14 protein-coding genes and 1 pseudogene are annotated in these 16,618 nt (G+C 64.6%); 9 read left to right on the forward strand and 6 right to left on the reverse strand.

Annotation, left to right across the window (positions count from 1 at the left end):
- Nucleotides 1-65 precede the first annotated feature (65 nt).
- Complete coding sequence (locus HHAL_RS07795) at nt 66-827, reverse strand: class I SAM-dependent methyltransferase (protein WP_041595538.1); 762 nt, start codon at nt 825-827, stop codon at nt 66-68.
- Between the two features lie 276 nt (nt 828-1,103).
- Between HHAL_RS07795 and HHAL_RS13330 the strand changes: the two genes are divergently transcribed.
- Nucleotides 1,104-1,814, forward strand: coding sequence for a hypothetical protein (locus HHAL_RS13330; RefSeq protein WP_011814333.1), 711 nt, complete (start codon nt 1,104-1,106; stop codon nt 1,812-1,814).
- Nucleotides 1,815-2,913: 1,099 nt separating this feature from the next.
- On the opposite strand, the gene HHAL_RS07800 is transcribed toward HHAL_RS13330, so the two are convergent.
- A complete protein-coding gene (locus HHAL_RS07800; RefSeq protein WP_242464278.1) occupies nt 2,914-4,188 on the reverse strand; it encodes a right-handed parallel beta-helix repeat-containing protein in 1,275 nt (424 codons plus the stop codon).
- Between the two features lie 181 nt (nt 4,189-4,369).
- On the reverse strand, nt 4,370-7,765 hold the full coding sequence (locus HHAL_RS07805) for a VanZ family protein (RefSeq protein WP_011814336.1): 3,396 nt from the start codon (nt 7,763-7,765) through the stop codon (nt 4,370-4,372).
- 207 nt (nt 7,766-7,972) lie between these two features.
- Between HHAL_RS07805 and HHAL_RS13335 the strand changes: the two genes are divergently transcribed.
- The 7 genes and pseudogenes from HHAL_RS13335 to HHAL_RS07835 all read left to right on the forward strand — a co-directional run bounded on the left by HHAL_RS13335 (nt 7,973) and on the right by HHAL_RS07835 (nt 12,789).
- Nucleotides 7,973-8,632, forward strand: a complete 660-nt coding sequence (locus HHAL_RS13335; protein ID WP_187147851.1) for a haloacid dehalogenase-like hydrolase — start codon at nt 7,973-7,975, stop codon at nt 8,630-8,632.
- A 378-nt stretch (nt 8,633-9,010) separates the two neighbouring features.
- On the forward strand, nt 9,011-9,346 hold the full coding sequence (locus tag HHAL_RS12670; protein ID WP_049751561.1) for a hypothetical protein: 336 nt from the start codon (nt 9,011-9,013) through the stop codon (nt 9,344-9,346).
- Nucleotides 9,343-10,089 carry an SDR family oxidoreductase gene (locus tag HHAL_RS07820; protein ID WP_011814337.1) on the forward strand — a complete coding sequence of 249 codons (747 nt, stop codon included), beginning with the start codon at nt 9,343-9,345 and terminating at the stop codon, nt 10,087-10,089. The genes HHAL_RS12670 and HHAL_RS07820 overlap by 4 nt, the downstream gene beginning before the upstream one ends.
- Nucleotides 10,086-10,238: pseudogene (locus tag HHAL_RS13660) on the forward strand (hypothetical protein); the annotation flags it as partial. The gene HHAL_RS07820 and the pseudogene HHAL_RS13660, both read left to right, overlap by 4 nt.
- Nucleotides 10,239-10,329: 91 nt before the next feature.
- Complete coding sequence (locus tag HHAL_RS07825; protein ID WP_242464276.1) at nt 10,330-11,043, forward strand: NAD-dependent epimerase/dehydratase family protein; 714 nt, start codon at nt 10,330-10,332, stop codon at nt 11,041-11,043.
- A gap of 2 nt (nt 11,044-11,045) precedes the next feature.
- Nucleotides 11,046-12,353, forward strand: a complete 1,308-nt coding sequence (locus tag HHAL_RS07830) for an NAD(P)/FAD-dependent oxidoreductase (protein ID WP_011814338.1) — start codon at nt 11,046-11,048, stop codon at nt 12,351-12,353.
- 4 nt (nt 12,354-12,357) lie between these two features.
- Entirely contained in the window at nt 12,358-12,789 is a 432-nt protein-coding gene (locus tag HHAL_RS07835; protein ID WP_011814339.1) for a GtrA family protein, read from the forward strand.
- Between the two features lie 25 nt (nt 12,790-12,814).
- On the opposite strand, the gene HHAL_RS12675 is transcribed toward HHAL_RS07835, so the two are convergent.
- From HHAL_RS12675 to HHAL_RS07845, 3 genes are read right to left on the reverse strand one after another with little or no spacing between them, the layout of a single operon-like run.
- Nucleotides 12,815-13,276 carry a hypothetical protein gene (locus HHAL_RS12675; RefSeq protein WP_011814340.1) on the reverse strand — a complete coding sequence of 154 codons (462 nt, stop codon included), beginning with the start codon at nt 13,274-13,276 and terminating at the stop codon, nt 12,815-12,817.
- Nucleotides 13,254-14,345 (reverse strand): glycosyltransferase family 39 protein, encoded by a 1,092-nt coding sequence (locus HHAL_RS07840; RefSeq protein ID WP_011814341.1) that lies wholly within the window; start codon nt 14,343-14,345, stop codon nt 13,254-13,256. The genes HHAL_RS12675 and HHAL_RS07840 overlap by 23 nt, the downstream gene beginning before the upstream one ends.
- Entirely contained in the window at nt 14,345-15,235 is an 891-nt protein-coding gene (locus tag HHAL_RS07845; RefSeq protein ID WP_187147852.1) for a GNAT family N-acetyltransferase, read from the reverse strand. The genes HHAL_RS07840 and HHAL_RS07845 overlap by 1 nt, the downstream gene beginning before the upstream one ends.
- Before the next feature lie 518 nt (nt 15,236-15,753).
- Between HHAL_RS07845 and HHAL_RS07850 the strand changes: the two genes are divergently transcribed.
- Nucleotides 15,754-16,617 (forward strand): polysaccharide deacetylase family protein, encoded by an 864-nt coding sequence (locus HHAL_RS07850; protein WP_242464275.1) that lies wholly within the window; start codon nt 15,754-15,756, stop codon nt 16,615-16,617.
- The last annotated feature ends 1 nt before the right edge of the window (nt 16,618 follow it).

A 16,618-nucleotide genomic window follows, 5' to 3' on the forward strand; every position in this document is an offset into this window, starting at 1 on the left:
TGACAATCCGTCACTGCCACGGTCTCCGCCGGTGTAAAGGCTCTCTACACCGGCCCCACCCGGACTCACTCACTCGACCACCCCCGGGAACTCTCCCTCACCCGCCCCTGAACCAGGAAGGAGTGGCAGAAGCGCCCTTCCGCGCCGGGCAAGATGCGCATTGCGCTGCGAACGAGGCCACCTTCGGCCCATAGCTGCAGTCGCCCGAGACGCCCCGGTAACAAAAGCAGCCAAGCGACCTGCCTTACCTCCAGCCCCAGCGCCTCCAGCTCGCCGGTGACGGTAGTATAGTCGTCATACCGCAGGTGTGCCGGCCGCCCAGCCCTCTTGCGACGCCATTCACCGAGGGCGTTGGGCAGACACCGGGCGTTGAGCGCATCCACCCAGATTTCCCCGCCAGGACGCACCACCCGCGCCATTTCTGCCAGCGCCGGCCGAGCCTCGGGCAACGCCTGGAGGACCCCCAGGCACAGAACCCCATCGAACCGGTCATCGCCAAACGGCAGTCGTTGCGCATCCCCAGCCACCCAAGGAATATCGACGGATGTTCGCTGCCGGGCCTTGTGCAGCGACGGTTGCGAGTAGTCGAGGCCCACCGCCTTGCGCCCGCCCTCGTGGAGGTAGCGCGTGTAGGTTCCGGCCCCACAGCCAAGATCCAGCCAATGTCCGGGCGGCGGCTCGACGTTCTCCCAGAGTTGGCGGAACTGCCGGAATCGCGAGGCCAAACCCGTCGGCGTCCACCCGGCAATCCCGGCATCGTCCTCCAGCGTCGCCCCCCGCTGTACGAAACGGCGCTGCCAGCGCCGGGCGAAGTCCGAATCGGTCACGAGCCACTCCCTGTTCATCTCTCCCGCCCTGCAAACGGCCACCGTGCACGCCCTCTGGCCAGCGACGCCCCACAGCGCGAGTCCCGAAGGATAGCAGCGCGACATCGGGATTGAAGGCGTCGAGATCGTTTACACTCAACCCGCCGCCACCTCTATCACGAGGCGCACCGCACTCTCCGTACCTCCCTGTACCGCCCACAGGTGCTGGCCTATCCCCCCTGTCGGCATAGCCCTTGCTTAGCAGTCGCGAATACAAAAAAGCGCGCGGAGGGATGCATGAGAACCGGGACCAAGGCACCGCTAGCCTTCAGCTGGCTTTTGATTGCCGCTTACAGCCTGCCGACTCAGGCAGACATCATCGCATTGGACTTTGAAGAGTTTGGCATCGTAAACGGGACCGAACCCATTCAAGACTTTTACGCGGGCGGCACCAACGATGCTGGCTTCTCCGGTCCTGACTACGGCATCAATTTTTCAGATAGTGCCCGGGCCTTGACCTCGCAAACAACGAACCACCCATTAGCCATCGGAAATTTTGAAAACAACCCAGCCGGCAATAACGTCCTTTTTTTCCCTGATCACGATATCGCAACAATGAATGTTCCCGGCGGGTTTGAAACAGAATTTTCATTCTATTACTCATCCTCTGAGACTGCGTTCGTTAATGTTTATAGTGAGCCTCATGGCGAGGGGGAGTTGTTGCAGTCCGTCGAGCTATCGGAAAACTGGCAAGACGACGGTTGCGATGCCGCCGCGGCAACCAGTTACTGCAACTTCGATGACGTAGGGGTTGAACTCGATGGCACCGCACAATCCGTGGACTTCGGCGGCACTATTGACAGAGTAGCGTATGACTCCATCACTCTTGGAACCGAGCCAACCGAGGAGCCAACGGACGTCCCGGAGCCGGCTACACTTAAGAGCTTCGCCGCAGGCCTGGCAGGGCTAATCGCATTGGTCGTCATAGGCCAACGACGCAAAACCTGACAACCGCGAGGGGCCAACCGGGGCGTGATGACCATCGACAAGGAACCGGCGCCTGGCAGTTTACGGCCTCGTCCACCTCAGGCAGTGAACTTCCCACGACCGTGGCCACGGAGCGGCCACGGTCGTTTATGGTATCGGCCTTGGCCAGCCGCTTCACCGCATCATGTCCGAGGGTTGCAGAACCCAATCCGGCGTCTACGCTGAACAGCGTCCGTGCACACCTAAAGACGACCACACGCCTTTGTTGGTGAGGGAGTATGCCCCGGCCACCGGACAATCTGCCGCTGCATCATCCGGGCGGCCTTTACGGATCATCGCTCCAGGCGGTCGTCGAGAGCAGACCGCTCGCCTGCTCAACCGCCGGCTTCCCCATAGCCTGATCGTACAGCGAAAGGAGCACCAGCCATCTTGTTCATCCAGGCCTTTCGCAAGCGGTGTCAGGACCTCGGCGGGGTCGCCGCCACGATGGAAGCGATCGATGCGCTTCTGCGTCGACTTCGGACAGGTTGCGGCTGCCCCCGCTACTACTTGCTGGCACAGCCGGTCACCGATGCCCCACTTCTCCCGCAACACCATCAGGGCAGGCAGGCGATTCGCCAACTCTTCCCAGGGGATCCGGAGCTCGAACAGCTACCGCGGACCCGCGAGCAGATCGCCGAGCGATTTGCAAGCGGGGGAATTTGCCTGGCGGCCTTCCGGCCGAGAGGAGACGAAGTCCTCGGTTTTATCTGGCTACTCTTCGGCCCGTACCGCGAACCGGAGCACCGTTGCGTGCTGCGTCCACCCAACAATCCGCCGTGCGCCTTGGATGTCGATGTCTATGTGCAACCCGGCTCCCGGGGCAGCCTGGTCTTCGCCCAGCTGTGGCAAGCGGCGAACCAAACCCTAGCAAGCCGCCAGATCCAATGGAGCCTGAGTCGCATCTCCGCGTTCAATCTTCCCTCGCTAGGCGCCCATCAGCGCCTCGGGGCCCGGATCGTGGGAACTCTACAATACGTCCAAATCGGCCCACTGGAGCTACTCTTCTCCAACCGCCCACCCTTCTTCAGCTGGAGCCGCCCCAAGGGAACAGCACCGGCCATCACGGTCCACCCCCCAACTACTCCGGCTGATAGGCGCCCCAGAACGGCTCTGTACGCAGTTGCCCATTCCGGTCATGGCCTAGACCGGGGGGATCCTCCGGCAAGGCCAAGGGGCGATCCTTGCGCAAGGCGTCGCCCTGCGGCCTCAGATCCAGATCGTCCAGACCAGCATCCGGAGCGCGTAACCGATCGGGCGCCTCAGCGAATCCGGCGGTGAAGTTATCGTCATCCTCGGTGGCCTCGAGGTCCAGCGGCGGGTCGGCGAAGACCGCGTTGCCAGAGACAACCTGCTGGTAGCCTCGATCCGCACCCCGCAGGCGGATACCGAAGCCGCGGGCGACCACCGTATTGCGCAAGATCCGGATTTCCTTAGGCACGTCGTTATGCGGCCCAAGGACGACCCCATCTCCATCGCGGTTCACGAAGGCATTGTTATAGAGGGCGACATGACCCTCGCCCTGGAACAATCGCTCGTGCGGGTTCTCGTAGAAGAGGTTGCCGTAGATCAGGTAGCGGTCGTTGGCGCCCGGACCGCGCTCCGGCCAATGGCCCACCAGCAGGTTCGGTCGGGCGCCATCACCGCTATTGCCACCCTCCGCCTTGCTGAAGGTGTTGTCCCGAATCACGGTGTCCCGCCGATTGGTCGGCATGCCTTCAACCATCGCTCTCTCGTTCTGGTGCTTGATCTGGGCGTTGTAGCCGAGGGTCTCCGCGATGTGATTGCCCTCGATGACTCCGCCAATAAAGGGCGCCTCACCGTCTGGTTGCCCGAGGTACAAGCCGGTGCCAACACCACGGATCTCGTTGTCGCGGATGGTCCAGTCCCAGGCGGCGGAGCGTGTGGTTACAGCCGTGCTGCCCTGGCTGATGTCGTAGTTGCGGATGCGCAGGTTGGCGAGCGTGATGTTGTGCGTGAACGTGCCCTCCGCCTCCGCCACGATCCCATTGGCGTTGGCGCTGCGCCCGTCCAGCTCCAGGCGTCGCAGCTCAATGTGGGCCGAGTCCTCAAAACGCACCGTGTTGCGACCATCCTGCCCCACAAAGGTCGCGGAACCCGCTTCGCCCCGTGGCCCGGCGATGACAATCGGCTGCTTTTCGGTGCCCTGGATACCGCGTAGGTCCAAGCCGCCTCGATACACCCCCGGAGCCAGCTCCAACCGATCACCCGGGCGCAGACCGCGGACAGCCTCCCGGTAGTTGCCGGGATCCACCTCGACGGTCCGCCCTGCCGCTGGGAGAGCATCGCCAACCACGTTGGAGTCGGCTGCTACTGAGCCGGACAACAGGATCAATGCAAAGGCGATTCCGGCGCTGGCACCGGCCCGCGCAAGGGAACGAGATGAGGGGCCGCTGGCCGGACGCCTCCTGGATTCGATTGGCTTGGCCGGGGTCATACCCACCTCGTGCATTCCGGCTGGATGTGATGCGCTTGCCTCACCGCCCGGGATTGCCGACTGAACCCCGGCGGATGGTCTACGGTTGCCCAATCGGGGCACGGCGCCCGCTGCGCCTGCGCGCACGGCCCGAGACGCCCAGCAAAGCCACCAGATAGAACAGCAAGGCGATCTTCGGGTTAAAGAACACCGTACTGAACACTCCGATGGCCAAGACTCCGAGCAGGGCGGCCAGCGCCGCTGCTGCGCCGACCTTGCCCTGACTCACGCGCCGCAGCAGGACCCCGACGACGGCGAGCAGGAACAGGGTAAAGGCCAGCAGTCCGAATACCCCCTGATCGAAATAGATCTCCAGCCACTGGTTCTCCGTCCGGTAGGGCCAAAGATAGTCGGTGGTGAAGTACCAGTGGCGGCCGGCCTGCTCGAATTCGGGGTTGCGCAGGTAGGCCGCGCCGTCCGGCCCAGTCAGCTTCGCCGACTGGATCTCCAGCATGGCCTCCTCGCCCCCACCGAGGGACAGGGCAAAGACCAACCCCCGGCGCAGGCCCGGGAGGCCCGACGCCAGATCGTCGAGGCGGACGTCCCAGGAGAGGGCTTGTACCCCTTCACCCGCATCCAGGCGGAAGCGTTCCCACTGACAATCAAAGGAGTGACGGATGGGCTTTTCGCAGATGCTGGCATCCAGTCGGGCACCGGGCGGCCCTCGAACCTCGAGCTCAAGCTGCAGGGCCTCCGGGCGCTCCCCGTGGAACGGGCCAAAGAGGCGCTGATTCACGAACAGGGACGACCCCGCGCCAATGCGCAAAACCCCTTCATCGCTGCCGGTACGCGCGAACTCGAAGTTGGCGGGCACCCCCTCCTGGCCCACCGCAGCGTATCGATAGTAGGCCGGGAAGGCACCCATTCCCCGCCCCCAGACCGGACTGCCCCCCTGCCCGGCAAGGGACCACGTCTCCTGCCAGTGGTCGATGCGCGATTGCAGATCCCGCTCGACGGCTGACCACCGCTCCACCGCCGTGCCCTCCATGACCAATGCAAAACCGGCACCTCCGGCCACCAGGAACGGAAGCGCAATCAACGCCTGGTGCACTGCCCAAAGGCCTCGCCCCGCAACGGGGCGACGAGAGGCCCAGAGGAGCGAAAGCCCTAGCACGCCGAGGGCCACCACCAACCCCAACCAACCGGCCCGGGAGTAGGTCACCACGACCAAGTAGCTGCCCAGTACCGCGACGACGCCGGCAGCGGGCACCGCGAGCCAGCGCCCGCTCACACGCCAGGCCGCGAGGATGGCGAACGGCAGGCTGATCACCAGGAACGCCTCGACACTGGGGCCGCCGACCTGCATATCCGAGAACCAGCCGGAGATGCGATAGGCACTGTCGAAGTCCAGCAGCCCCGGGTAGACGATCCGCTCGCGCAGGATCACCAAGGCGGCAGCCAACCAACTCAGCGCCATGCCGGGCACCAGGCCGCGCTCGAATTGCTCACTGGGTGAATACGGACTGGCACGAACCACCCACCAGAGCAGCGCAGCGAATAGAACCCCGGAACCCACGCGCAGGGCGTTCCAGCCGGTGGCATAGTGGCTTAGCAGCCCGCGCTCAAGCGGCGCCAGCGGCCAGAGGGCCACTGCGAGAGCGAGCACCGTTGACACCAGCAACAAGGCCCAGGCGGCACGGACTGTTCCGGGAAGCCAGCGGCCAGGACGCCCCGGCCACCGCCCCGCAGCCAGGGTGACCGCCACGGTCATGCCGATGAAGAGATCGACCTCCCCGATATGCACCCAGCCGGTCCATACCCCCCAGTCGAGAACAGGCACCAGGGGCGGCAACACCCACAGCCACGCCAGCGGGTAGCGCCAGAGTAGCACTGCGTAGATCAAAAGCCCGGCGGCCAACCAGCCGGGCCAGGCCGGCCAGGCCCAAGCGGCGAGCCAAATCGCCACCGCGAGCAAGCCGCCACTGCTGCGGCGCACCACCTCTCCCGCGGTCCATCTCCTCTCATTCGTCGGACTCGTCCCTGCATAGGGCGGAACCGCTTGGGCCAAGCCGGGGTCCTGCCCCGGCTGAATCGGACCCGGCGGCGGACTTGCCAGCTCGCCGGCGGAGTCACCCGGCCCCTTGCGCGTGAGGGCGAAGGCCAACCATTCGAGCAGAGTGACGGTGGTCGCGGCTGCGATGCCTGCCAAAACCAAGGTACTGGAATCCGGCCGCCCCTCTTCCGTCAGCAACTTACCGATTTCCACCAACAACGCCAGCCCCACCGCCGCGCCAGCCGCCCAGGCCACAACCTGATTACGCGAGACCCGCACACGCAGCGCCAGGATCCAGGCGAACAGCCCCACCGGCGCATACATGAGCATATGGAAAAGCATGCTGCGCAGGGCCGCCACCTCGGCGATGTGATAGTGGTAGTAGAAGGGGAGTAACCGAGTGGCCTGCAGCGTCTCGATCGCCCGCTGCCCATCCCAGCGGTAGGGACCGAACTCGTGGTTGCCCAGGAGCAAGAGCAGGAGGTACGGAACGGCCACTCCGGCTACCAGGAGCGGCCCCCATTGTCGCAACCGGGCCAAAAGCCGGCTCGGATCGGCCAACAACAAGCCTGCAACCCCGAGCCCCAGGCCAATGCCAATGGCGCGCATCAGCGCTGAACGACCCTCTACGACCCCGGAGGCCACGAAAAGATTGAGCAACTCCAGGCTGACCGCCCAACCGACTACTGCAGCCAGGCCGAACCGCCACGGGTCGTCTCGAACCTGCGGCACCGTCCACGCCAGCAACACGCCCAGCGGCAGACTGGCCGCCACTTCGGCGCCACGGAATCCCACACAGGAGAGATCCCCCAGGCATCCCCCAGCCTGCGCCCAGGGGTTTAACGCGCTCGAAGTCAACCGGTCGGCGAGCGCCCAGGGGCTGACCACGAGATCGAAAGGCAGCAGGACGATCCCGATATACGCTACGGCATACGCCGATAGAGCGATCCCGACGGCCACCGGGCCACCCTGACGTATCTCCGCAAGCCAGACGCCCAGACGACCGCGTAGGGTCAACCAGACCACCACCCCGATCACTCCACCCAGAAAGTTCCCGGACATATCGGCGATGGCCGGGTACCGAAAGGGCAGCCAGATCTGCAGGAACTCGATGGTCATCGTGGTTGCCAGGGCCACCAGGGCCGCCAGCAGGCCCATCACAACCTGCCCGGATCGGCTGCCGACGCTGCGCGTTAGCCAGGCCGCCCAGAAGAACCCCAGGGGGGTGTACAGGAGGATGTTGGCCACCCATTGGGCGTAGTTGCCCCCGGTGAGCCCCGCAAACCGAATCCCGGTATAGGCTTCCCAGGCCTGAGCGAGGCTGACATCCCGGAATTCGAACGGCAGGAGGGTGGCATAGGCAATGACTGCTAGACTCAGCGATGCGCCCAAGACACAGGCACGGTAGCTCAGGGGGTGATCGGGTGTTGGGGTTGACGGCATAGGATCGTTCCTAGAAATCCACCCCGAGGCAAGCCGTTGCGACAGTAAAGGCTCAACTTTCGGGTGAGCTGCCAGGAGGTTCGTCTTGGTACTTACACGCGATCAGCATAGCTGACCGACGGCTCCATGCGCTCAAGGGATTCGACAGTAAAAATGCCGCCACGGACCCAGGAAACGGGCAGCTCCGAGGAGGGACAGCCCCTAGTTGTGGACCTCGACGGCACTTTGCTCGACTCCGACCTGCTCGTCGAGTGTGCATTCGCCTATCTGCGCTACAACCCCCTGCGGTTTTTCTCCCTCCTGCTGTGGTTGCTGCGGGGAAGGGCCTATTTGAAGACCCGCCTGGCCCGAGAGGTCGACCTCGACGTCCAAGCTCTCCCGTACAACGGTGAACTCCTGGCAAAGTTAGAGGATGAACGCCGCACAGGGCGCCCCATCTGGCTGGCCACTGCTTCCGATCAGACACTCGCCGAGGCGATTGCCCAGCACATCAACCTCTTCGACGGGGTGATCGGTACCCAGGACGGCCTCAACTTGACAGGCGCCTACAAGCGCGACGCCCTAGAGCAGCGCTTTGGGAAAGGCGGCTTCGACTACGTGGGTAACGAAACGCGGGATCTACCCATCTGGGAGGCAGCCGCAACAAGCTGGGCCGTAAACCCTAGCCGGCGCGCCGAACGCGGGGTTCGCCGACTCGGCAACGCAGAGACCGTACTGCGAACGCGCCCCGGTTACCTGCGCACCCCGCGCCCTGAGGCCGCACCAGTGGGCGAAGAACCTGTTGCTCTTCGTACCCCTGGCTACCTCCCATCAGTTCCTCGAACCGGAGCGGGTACTCCAGGCCCTCACTGCGTTCTTGGTCTTTAGCCTGGTCGCGTCGGCGGTCTATCTGATCAACGATCTGGTCGACCTCAAAGACGATCGGCAGCACCCGCGGGAGACGCGCTTGGCCGTGGGCTTTATAGGGTCGGCGATCACGCCGAAGACGGGGACCTCTCCCTGCCGCCCATTCGCCAGCGCCGATTCCCGGTTGACCCGCCGATCTCTCTGATCAATCGGTGGAGCGTTCGCTGGTTCAACACCCTGTTCTACCGGCGCGGGCACGGCAGGGAACAGGCAACGCGCGTCGACTACCAGCCGTATTTCTTCCCGCTGGACGCCATCCTCGAGTGGAACCGCGTCTACGGGCGCCGCGGCTTCCAGCAGTTCCAGTGCCTGCTGCCGGAGCCGCAGGCCCACGACGCCTTGCGCGAAATCCTGCAGACCATCGCAACCAGCGGTAGCGGCTCGCCCCTGGCCGTTCTCAAACGCTGCGGGGATGCCCCGTCCCCCGGTTTCCTCTCCTTCCCGGCACCCGGGATCACCCTGGCGCTGGACTTTCCCAACACCAAGAGCCTGACGCACAGGACGCTTCCAAGGCTTGACGCCATCATCCGAGAAGCTGGCGGACGCCTCTACCCGGCGAAAGACGCCCACATGAGCGGGGCCGATTTCCGTACCGGCTATCCCCAGTGCGAGCGAGTCGAAGCCCTGCGCGATCCGGCCCTGATGTCCCGATTCTGGGAGCGCGTTCTACCATGAGCAGACCGCGGATTGTCATCTTCGGCGCTACATCGGCGATCACCCAGGCCCTCGCTCGGCACTATGCCGAGAGCGGCGCCGCCCTCACCCTGCTCGGGCGGAACGAGGAGCGCCTTCAGGAAGTCGCCGCGGACCTGCGGGCTCGCGGTGCCGCCGACACGACGATCCTGCGCTTCGATGCCGACGACCCGCAGCAGCTGACAGCCGTCGTGGATCGATGCTGGCGCGAATCGGCGCCGGTGGATCTGGCGATCATCGGGTACGGGACCCTTCCCGATCAAGCAGCGTGCGAGCGCGAACCCGACCAGGCGGCCCAGGCCCTGGCGACAAACGGGGTCTCCGTCATCGTGCTGCTGCTCGCCCTCGCCCGCCATTTTGAAGGGCAAGACCACGGGTCCATCGCCGTCTTCAGCTCCGTGGCGAGGGACCGGGGCCGCCCCTCGAACGCCGTCTACGGGGCCGCCAAAGGGGCGGTCTCGATCTTCCTCTCCGGACTCCGGGCCCGGTTGCACAAGAGCGGCGTCCACGTGCTCACCATCAAACCGGGATTCGTGGACACCCCGATGACCCAGGGCCTGGCCCTGCCGCGGGTGCTGCTGACCACCCCGGAACGGGTCGCCGCCGACTTGCGCAAGGCCATTCAACGGCGCCGAAGCACGCTCTATACCCCTTGGTTCTGGCGCTGGATCCTGTTGATCATCCGGAGTATCCCGGAGCCACTTTTTAAGAGGCTGTCGCTATGAACCGGCCAGACACGGACCCACCCGCCCGGATCGTCCTGCCCGGCGGAGCGGGCCTCGTCGGTCAGAACCTGGTGGTGCGCTTGAAGGCGCAGGGCTACAGCGATCTGGTGGTCCTCGACAAGCACAAAGCGAATGTCGCCACCATGCGCCGCCTTCATCCCGATTTGACCATCGAGGAGGCCGACCTGGCCGAGCCTTGGCGCCTGGACCGAGCATTTCCGGGGTGCGGATGCTGTGGTCATGCTCCAGGCCCAGATCAGCGCCAAGGACGAGCCCCCCTTTCGGCGCAACAACCTGACGAGCACCGAGCGGGTCCTCGAGGCGATCCAGCACCACCAGGTGCCGTACACCGTCCATGTCAGTTCCTCGGTGGTGCAGTCCGTCGCCGAAGACGCCTACGCCCGCACCAAGACCGAGCAGGAGCGGTTGTTCCTCGACAGCGGCGTCACGGGGATCGTTCTGCGCCCAACGCTGATGTTCGGCTGGTTCGACCGCAAGCACCTCGGCTGGCTCGCCCGGTTCGTGCGGCGAATGCCGATCTTCCCGATCTCGGGGCACGGCCGCTACCCGCGCCAACCGCTCTACGTCGGCGACTTCTGCGCGATTATCGCGCGCTGCCTGGAGCAGCGCCCGGTCGGCGGATGCTACGACATCTCCGGGCTGGAGTACGTCGACTACGTGGACCTCATTCGCGAATTACGCCGAGCAACCGGCGCACGGTGTCGGATCGTCCACCTGCCCTATACGCTCTTCGCCGCACTCCTGCGGCTCTACGCGGTCTTCTCCAGCAATCCACCCTTTACCGTGGATCAGCTTCACGCGCTGACCGCCGGGGATGAGTTCGCGGTCATCGACTGGCCGACGCGCTTTGGGGTCCAACCGACACCGCTTCGGGACGCGCTGGAAGAGACCTTCAATGATCCGCGGTACAGCGACGTCGAGCTGAGCTTTTGACTATGGCCGAGAACACGCAACACACCCGCCCCCGGGTGGCGATCATCGGCGGCGGCCCGATGGGCCTTGCCGTCGCCTATGAGCTGCTGCTCCGCGGCCACCCTGTGGATATCTACGAGGCCGGCCCCGTGCTGGGCGGCATGTCGGCTGCATTCGAGTTCTCGGGCACGGCGATCGAACGCTACTACCATTTTATTTGTGCCACTGATGAGTCGATGTTCGCCCTGCTGCGAGAACTCGACCTGGAGGAGGCCCTGCACTGGCAGCCGACCGAGATGGGGTACTTCATTGACGGCGAACTGCACGACTGGGGTAATCCCGTTGCCCTGCTCAAACTGCCGCACCTCGATCTGATCTCGAAATTCCGTTACGGCGTCCACGCGTACCTGAGCACTCAACGACGCAACTGGGCATCCCTGGATCGGCTCGAGGCCACACGCTGGCTGCGTCGCTGGGTCGGGGACCGCGCGTACGATCTGCTCTGGCGGAAACTCTTCGAGTTGAAATTCTACGAACACACCGACCGGCTCTCCGCCGCCTGGATCTGGACACGGATCAAACGGGTGGGCACCTCCCGGTACAACTTGATGCAGGAAAAGCTCGGTTACTTGGAGGGCGGCTCACAGACGCTGCTCGATGCACTGCAAGCGCAGATCGAAGCGCGGGGCGGCCGTATCCATCTCAACAGGCCGGTCGAGGAGGTGGTGCTACGCGACGGGGCCGTTCAGGGGCTGCGCATCGCCGGTGAGGCGAGCCCGTACTCCACCGTTTTCAGCACCGTGCCCCTGCCGCTGCTACCAAGCATGATTCCGGATCTGCCGGCCTCCGTCCGGGAACAAATCCAGGCGCTGGAGAACCTTGCCGTGGTGTGCGTGATCTTCAAGCTCCGCCGGCCGGTCAGCGATAAGTTCTGGGTCAATATCAACGACCAGCGCATGGATATCCCCGGGATCGTAGAGTACACCAACCTACGCCCGATGGATGCCCATATCGTCTATGTGCCTTACTACATGCCGGGCGACAACCCCAAATACCAGGACAACAACCAGGCTTTCATCGACCGCGCCTGGCGCTACCTGCAGATGATCAACCCGACCCTGCAGGAGGCGGATCGCCTCGACGCCTACGCCAGTCGGTACCGGTACTCCCAGCCGGTCTGCGAACCCGGCCACCTGCAGCGGCTCCCTCCGGTGGACCTGCCCATTGCGGGGCTCTACGCGGCGGACACCTCCTACTACTACTACCCCGAGGACCGCGGGATCTCCGAGAGCGTGCGGTACGGCCGCGCCATGGCTCGATTCCTGGAGTAACACCGTGCGCGACTTCTTCTCGCAGCAGTTCCTGCTCTTCCTGCTGACCGGGGGGATCGCGGCCGTCGTCAATTTCGGCAGCCGGATCGTCTACAGCCTGTTCATGGGGTATTCGGCGGCGATCGTTACCGCCTACATCACCGGCATGATCACCGCCTACGTGCTGGCGCGCCTTTTCGTCTTCCGCTCCCCCCAGGTGCGTACGGTGCGCTCGGCGGTCTGGTTCACACTGGTCAACGTCGCCGCCGTCGCCCAGACCTGGGCCGTCAGTGTCGCCCTCGCCTACTACCTCCTACCGGCGGCCGGCGTGGAAGCATTCCGCGAGGAGATCGCCCACGCCGTCGGCATCGCGGTACCGGTCTTCTCCAGTTTCCTCGGGCACAAGTACCTCTCCTTCGCAACGCCAGCTGCACGGGACTCGAAGCAACCTCGCTGATCGCCCCACCGCGACCATGCGGCGCTCAGTCCCGCGTGTAAAGCCGCACCGAAAGGTCCCGAAAATCCCGATGACGTTCCTCTTCGAACCCCAGTTCCGGCAGCCAGTCCAGCTCCTCGGAGCCGTCGCCCACGATCCAGATTCGGTTTGCCTCTTCGAAGCGGCTGTGCTTCCGGTGGCCGATGAAGATCTCCCGGCCGTTGGCGGCCACGGAGCGGGTTTTCCCTTCCAGTCGTAGACGCTCGCGCCAGGTCGCCCCGAGCTGCTCATAGATCTGCTCCCAACGCTCGCTGCCCGGCCACCCCTGAACCTCCATGACCGACCCCCAGCGCGGACCGATCCAGTATCGGCTCACGCCCCAGAAGTAGGTATGATGCGGCGCGATAATCACATCCCCCGGCTCCGCATCCTCCTGCATCCAGGCCACCGCACTGGGAAAATCCTGACCCTTGGAGCGGATCTCGTTATTCCAGAGCGTGGCCGCCATCAGGACCACGCTCACCCCCCCCGACCAGGGCGCCTTTTAGCATCGGACCGTGACGGGGTGCGAGCCCCCCTAGCCGATCCGCGAGCCAAACCAGGGTCGTCCCGGCGCCCAAAGCGATAAACGGCAGGATGTAGAAAAGGGCACGGGGGTGCCAGACCGGACGCAAGCCGTAACTCAGGCCAAGCACCAGCAGGACCGGGAACACCACGTACGCAATGACGAGCCAACGGGAGCGCATCGGGGCGATTGCCGCCAAGGCCAACGCCCAGATCGCGAAGGCCAGCCCCATCATCAAACCCTCACGGACACCGATGCTGGACATCACCAGATCGGTCAAGCCTATCCATATGTCCGCCAGCTCCGCGACCGCCGTATGGCCGATGCTGCGAACCAGCGTATCCCCCATCGCCGGCAGCGCCAGCACCACGATGACGATCTGAGTCAACCCCCACGCACGGATCCGCGACCAGTCGGGCCGGTAAGCGGCGATCAGGACCAACCCGAAGAACCCTGCCGTCACCGGGATAAAGATCCCCGTCGCGTGGGTGTAGATTGCCGCAACGCCAGCCGCCCCCAGTCCCCACAGCGCCTTGCGACTGGCCGCTTCGCTCAGCCACGCCGTGCTGAAGTGCCAGGTCAGCACCGCCAGCGCAGCCAACATGGGATACATCCGCAGCGTCTGACCAGCGGCAACGGCCGCGGGCAGGACTGCGAGCAACAGCGCAGCGACCAATGCCTCCCGCTCACCGATGCGCCGGCGTCCACAGAAGTAGACCAGCGCGACCGTCAGCACGCCCCAGAAAACGGAGTTCAGGCGCAACCAAGTATCGGAGTCGTGGATCCAACCCCAGACCACCATCTGCATGGAGTGCAGGGGCGGGTGCAGATCAAAGCGGAGCGTTGCCAGGATGGCATCCAGCATGGACTGAGAGGCGTAGGTCGCCTGGAACATCTCATCGAACCAGAACCAGCGATCCGGCGGTAGCAGCGCAGGCAACCCTGCTGCCAGACCCAACACCACGGCCAAGGGCCCCCAGGCCCACAACGAAGTCCGTCCCGCGAAATCCATTACCACGCCTCCTTTCGTTCGCGCCCCCTCTTTTGCAGGATCCGATCCCGGGCTGCGCGAAGTTGCCGCTCCAACCACAGCATCGGTCGCCGCCTCTGCAGGGAGACCCGCAGCATCTCTCCCTTCCCGCTAGCCAGGCTGCGCTTGTACTGGCTCTCACCAACGAGGAAATCGTAGCAGTGGACCCCGGTCTCCGCCGCGGCCGCCATGGCGAGGATATGGCTCACGAGCCCCGGCTTGCTGCGGGGATCTGCCTCATAAGCGAGGCCACTCTGGTAATTGCACTCATAGCCCCCCGCCCGCAGGTTGTAGAGATAGCCAATCACCCGCTCCGAGGTCTGCACCCGGATCATGCGAGCGCTACCATCCTGGGCGCCCGCCTCGATTAGGTGCTCATGGAATGCACGCATGAACGGATCGGCGAAAGCGCCGACCTTGCCCTGCGCCTGCCAGCGCGCTTGATGCAGCTCGACCATATGCTCGAACCACCGCACGGCCATGGCCGGGTCCGTGGCGACCTCAAAGGCGAGGGCGTCGAGCCCACCGTACTGCCGGATCGACCGCCGAATCTGTTGCCGCGTGTTGCTGCTGAGACTGCTGAGGAGTTGATCCGGCCTGGCATCCCGAGACTGCAACCCGCGAAAATAGTAGGGTCGACGATCTATCACCACCGGCATCAGCGGCAAGTGGGAACACTCCAACCAGCACGCCCGCCAACGATCCGCCTCGACCCACCCCAGGCAGAGTTCGTCCCAGTCTGTGTCCGTGAGCAGACCCTCGACCATGCCGGCGAACGCCTTCGCCTCGGCCCCCACCGGGGCCAGCGGCGCGTTGTGCTCGACCGTCAAGTAGTCAAGGCGCGGATCGCCCGTCTCGTTGAGAAAGAGCATCCGACTGCTGAAAACAAGGGCCCGACGAACCCTGGCCCTGCCGAGCGTGGCCAAGGCTCTCGGCTCGCCGCCCCACTGGTACAGGACGGTTTCCAGGGCCGGGGGGACCGGGTCGTCTGGAGCTAATTTGTGGAGGGTTCGGTGCCAGGCCGTCGTCAGGAACGGATTCGGGAGAGCATCTTGCGCCAGGCGATCCCAGGCAGAGGCCACTTGCGCGAAAGGCTGTCGCTGAACCGAGGGCTCCATGCCACCTCACCAGGCGCTTACCTTAGGCGTAATAGCGCTACCGAATGCCCGATCCCGAATGGTTCCTCCTGCAACCGGGCATTCCTTAATCCCTCTGCTATTCTGCCTTAGAGCGTAGCACAAACGCGGGATTCGCCCCTCTGAGCGCGGCAAGGATGGCACCGTACATGGTCATGGCTCGATTACCGGCCCGCGCGGCGTGGTTTGCCTTTCAGGCTCAGCCCCGACTATCGATTCTCATATACCACCGCGTCCGTCCCGCACCGGATCCGATGCGCCCCGATGATCCGGATGTTCAGCGGTTTGAGGAGCAGATTGCCTGGCTGCGTCACGCCTGCCACGTTTGGCCTTTGAAGGAGGCCATCCGCCACTTGTACGCCGGCACCCTGCCCCGCGGGTCCGTGGCCATAACTTTTGACGACGGCTACGCGGACAACCATGACTACGCCTTACCTGTGTTGCTCCGGCAGGGCGTCCCCGCAACCTTCTTCATCGCGACCGGATTTCTTAACGGCGGGCGGATGTTCAACGATACGCTCATGGAGGCGTTCGCGAACACGGAACAGCTGGCTGTCGAACTGCCCGAGTTGGGACTGCCGCACCTTCCCCTTGACGGGGTCGAGGCACGCTGCCAAGCGAGCCGGCAGGTCACCAAGGGCATCAAGCACCTCCCCCCGCCGGAGCGAGCAGCCTCGGTGGAGCTGATCCTAGACCGCCTGGGGCGTCCCGATTGCGGCCAATCCCCCATGATGACGGATGCACAGGTCAAGGCGCTGTACGAACAGGGCATGGAGATTGGCGCCCACACCGTTACCCACCCCATCCTACGAACCCTGGATGAGGCCTCGGCACGCGATGAGCTCGCGCAGAGTCGAGACTACCTGCAGACACTGCTCGGTGCACCCGTTGGCCTGTTCGCCTACCCCAACGGCAAGCCGGGGCAGGACTACGGCCCCCGCGAACCGGGCCTCCTGCAGGAACTCGGCTTCAAAGCGGCGGTGTGCACTGCTCCCGGCGGGGCCAACCGGGGTCGCGATCCCTATCAACTACCTCGTTACACCCCTCACGGCCGCACGCCCATGCGCTTCATGACCCAACTGATACGTTGCAGTCGCGAGGAGGCTGAGGCGGCCTGAC

This window comes from Halorhodospira halophila SL1 (assembly GCF_000015585.1).
Taxonomy (GTDB): Bacteria; Pseudomonadota; Gammaproteobacteria; order Nitrococcales; family Halorhodospiraceae; genus Halorhodospira; species Halorhodospira halophila.

Bases quoted from the DNA above. Each gene is read 5' to 3' on its own strand.
- HHAL_RS13330 (WP_011814333.1), top strand. From the start codon at position 1,104: ATGAGAACCGGGACCAAGGCACCGCTAGCCTTCAGCTGGCTTTTGATT.
- HHAL_RS07805 (WP_011814336.1), bottom strand. From the start codon at position 7,765: ATGCCGTCAACCCCAACACCCGATCACCCCCTGAGCTACCGTGCCTGT.
- HHAL_RS07820 (WP_011814337.1), top strand. From the start codon at position 9,343: ATGAGCAGACCGCGGATTGTCATCTTCGGCGCTACATCGGCGATCACC.
- HHAL_RS07825 (WP_242464276.1), top strand. From the start codon at position 10,330: ATGCTCCAGGCCCAGATCAGCGCCAAGGACGAGCCCCCCTTTCGGCGC.
- HHAL_RS07830 (WP_011814338.1), top strand. From the start codon at position 11,046: ATGGCCGAGAACACGCAACACACCCGCCCCCGGGTGGCGATCATCGGC.
- HHAL_RS12675 (WP_011814340.1), bottom strand. From the start codon at position 13,276: ATGGCGGCCACGCTCTGGAATAACGAGATCCGCTCCAAGGGTCAGGAT.
- HHAL_RS07840 (WP_011814341.1), bottom strand. From the start codon at position 14,345: ATGGATTTCGCGGGACGGACTTCGTTGTGGGCCTGGGGGCCCTTGGCC.
- HHAL_RS07845 (WP_187147852.1), bottom strand. From the start codon at position 15,235: ATGCTCTTTCTCAACGAGACGGGCGATCCGCGCCTTGACTACTTGACG.
- HHAL_RS07850 (WP_242464275.1), top strand. From the start codon at position 15,754: ATGCGCCCCGATGATCCGGATGTTCAGCGGTTTGAGGAGCAGATTGCC.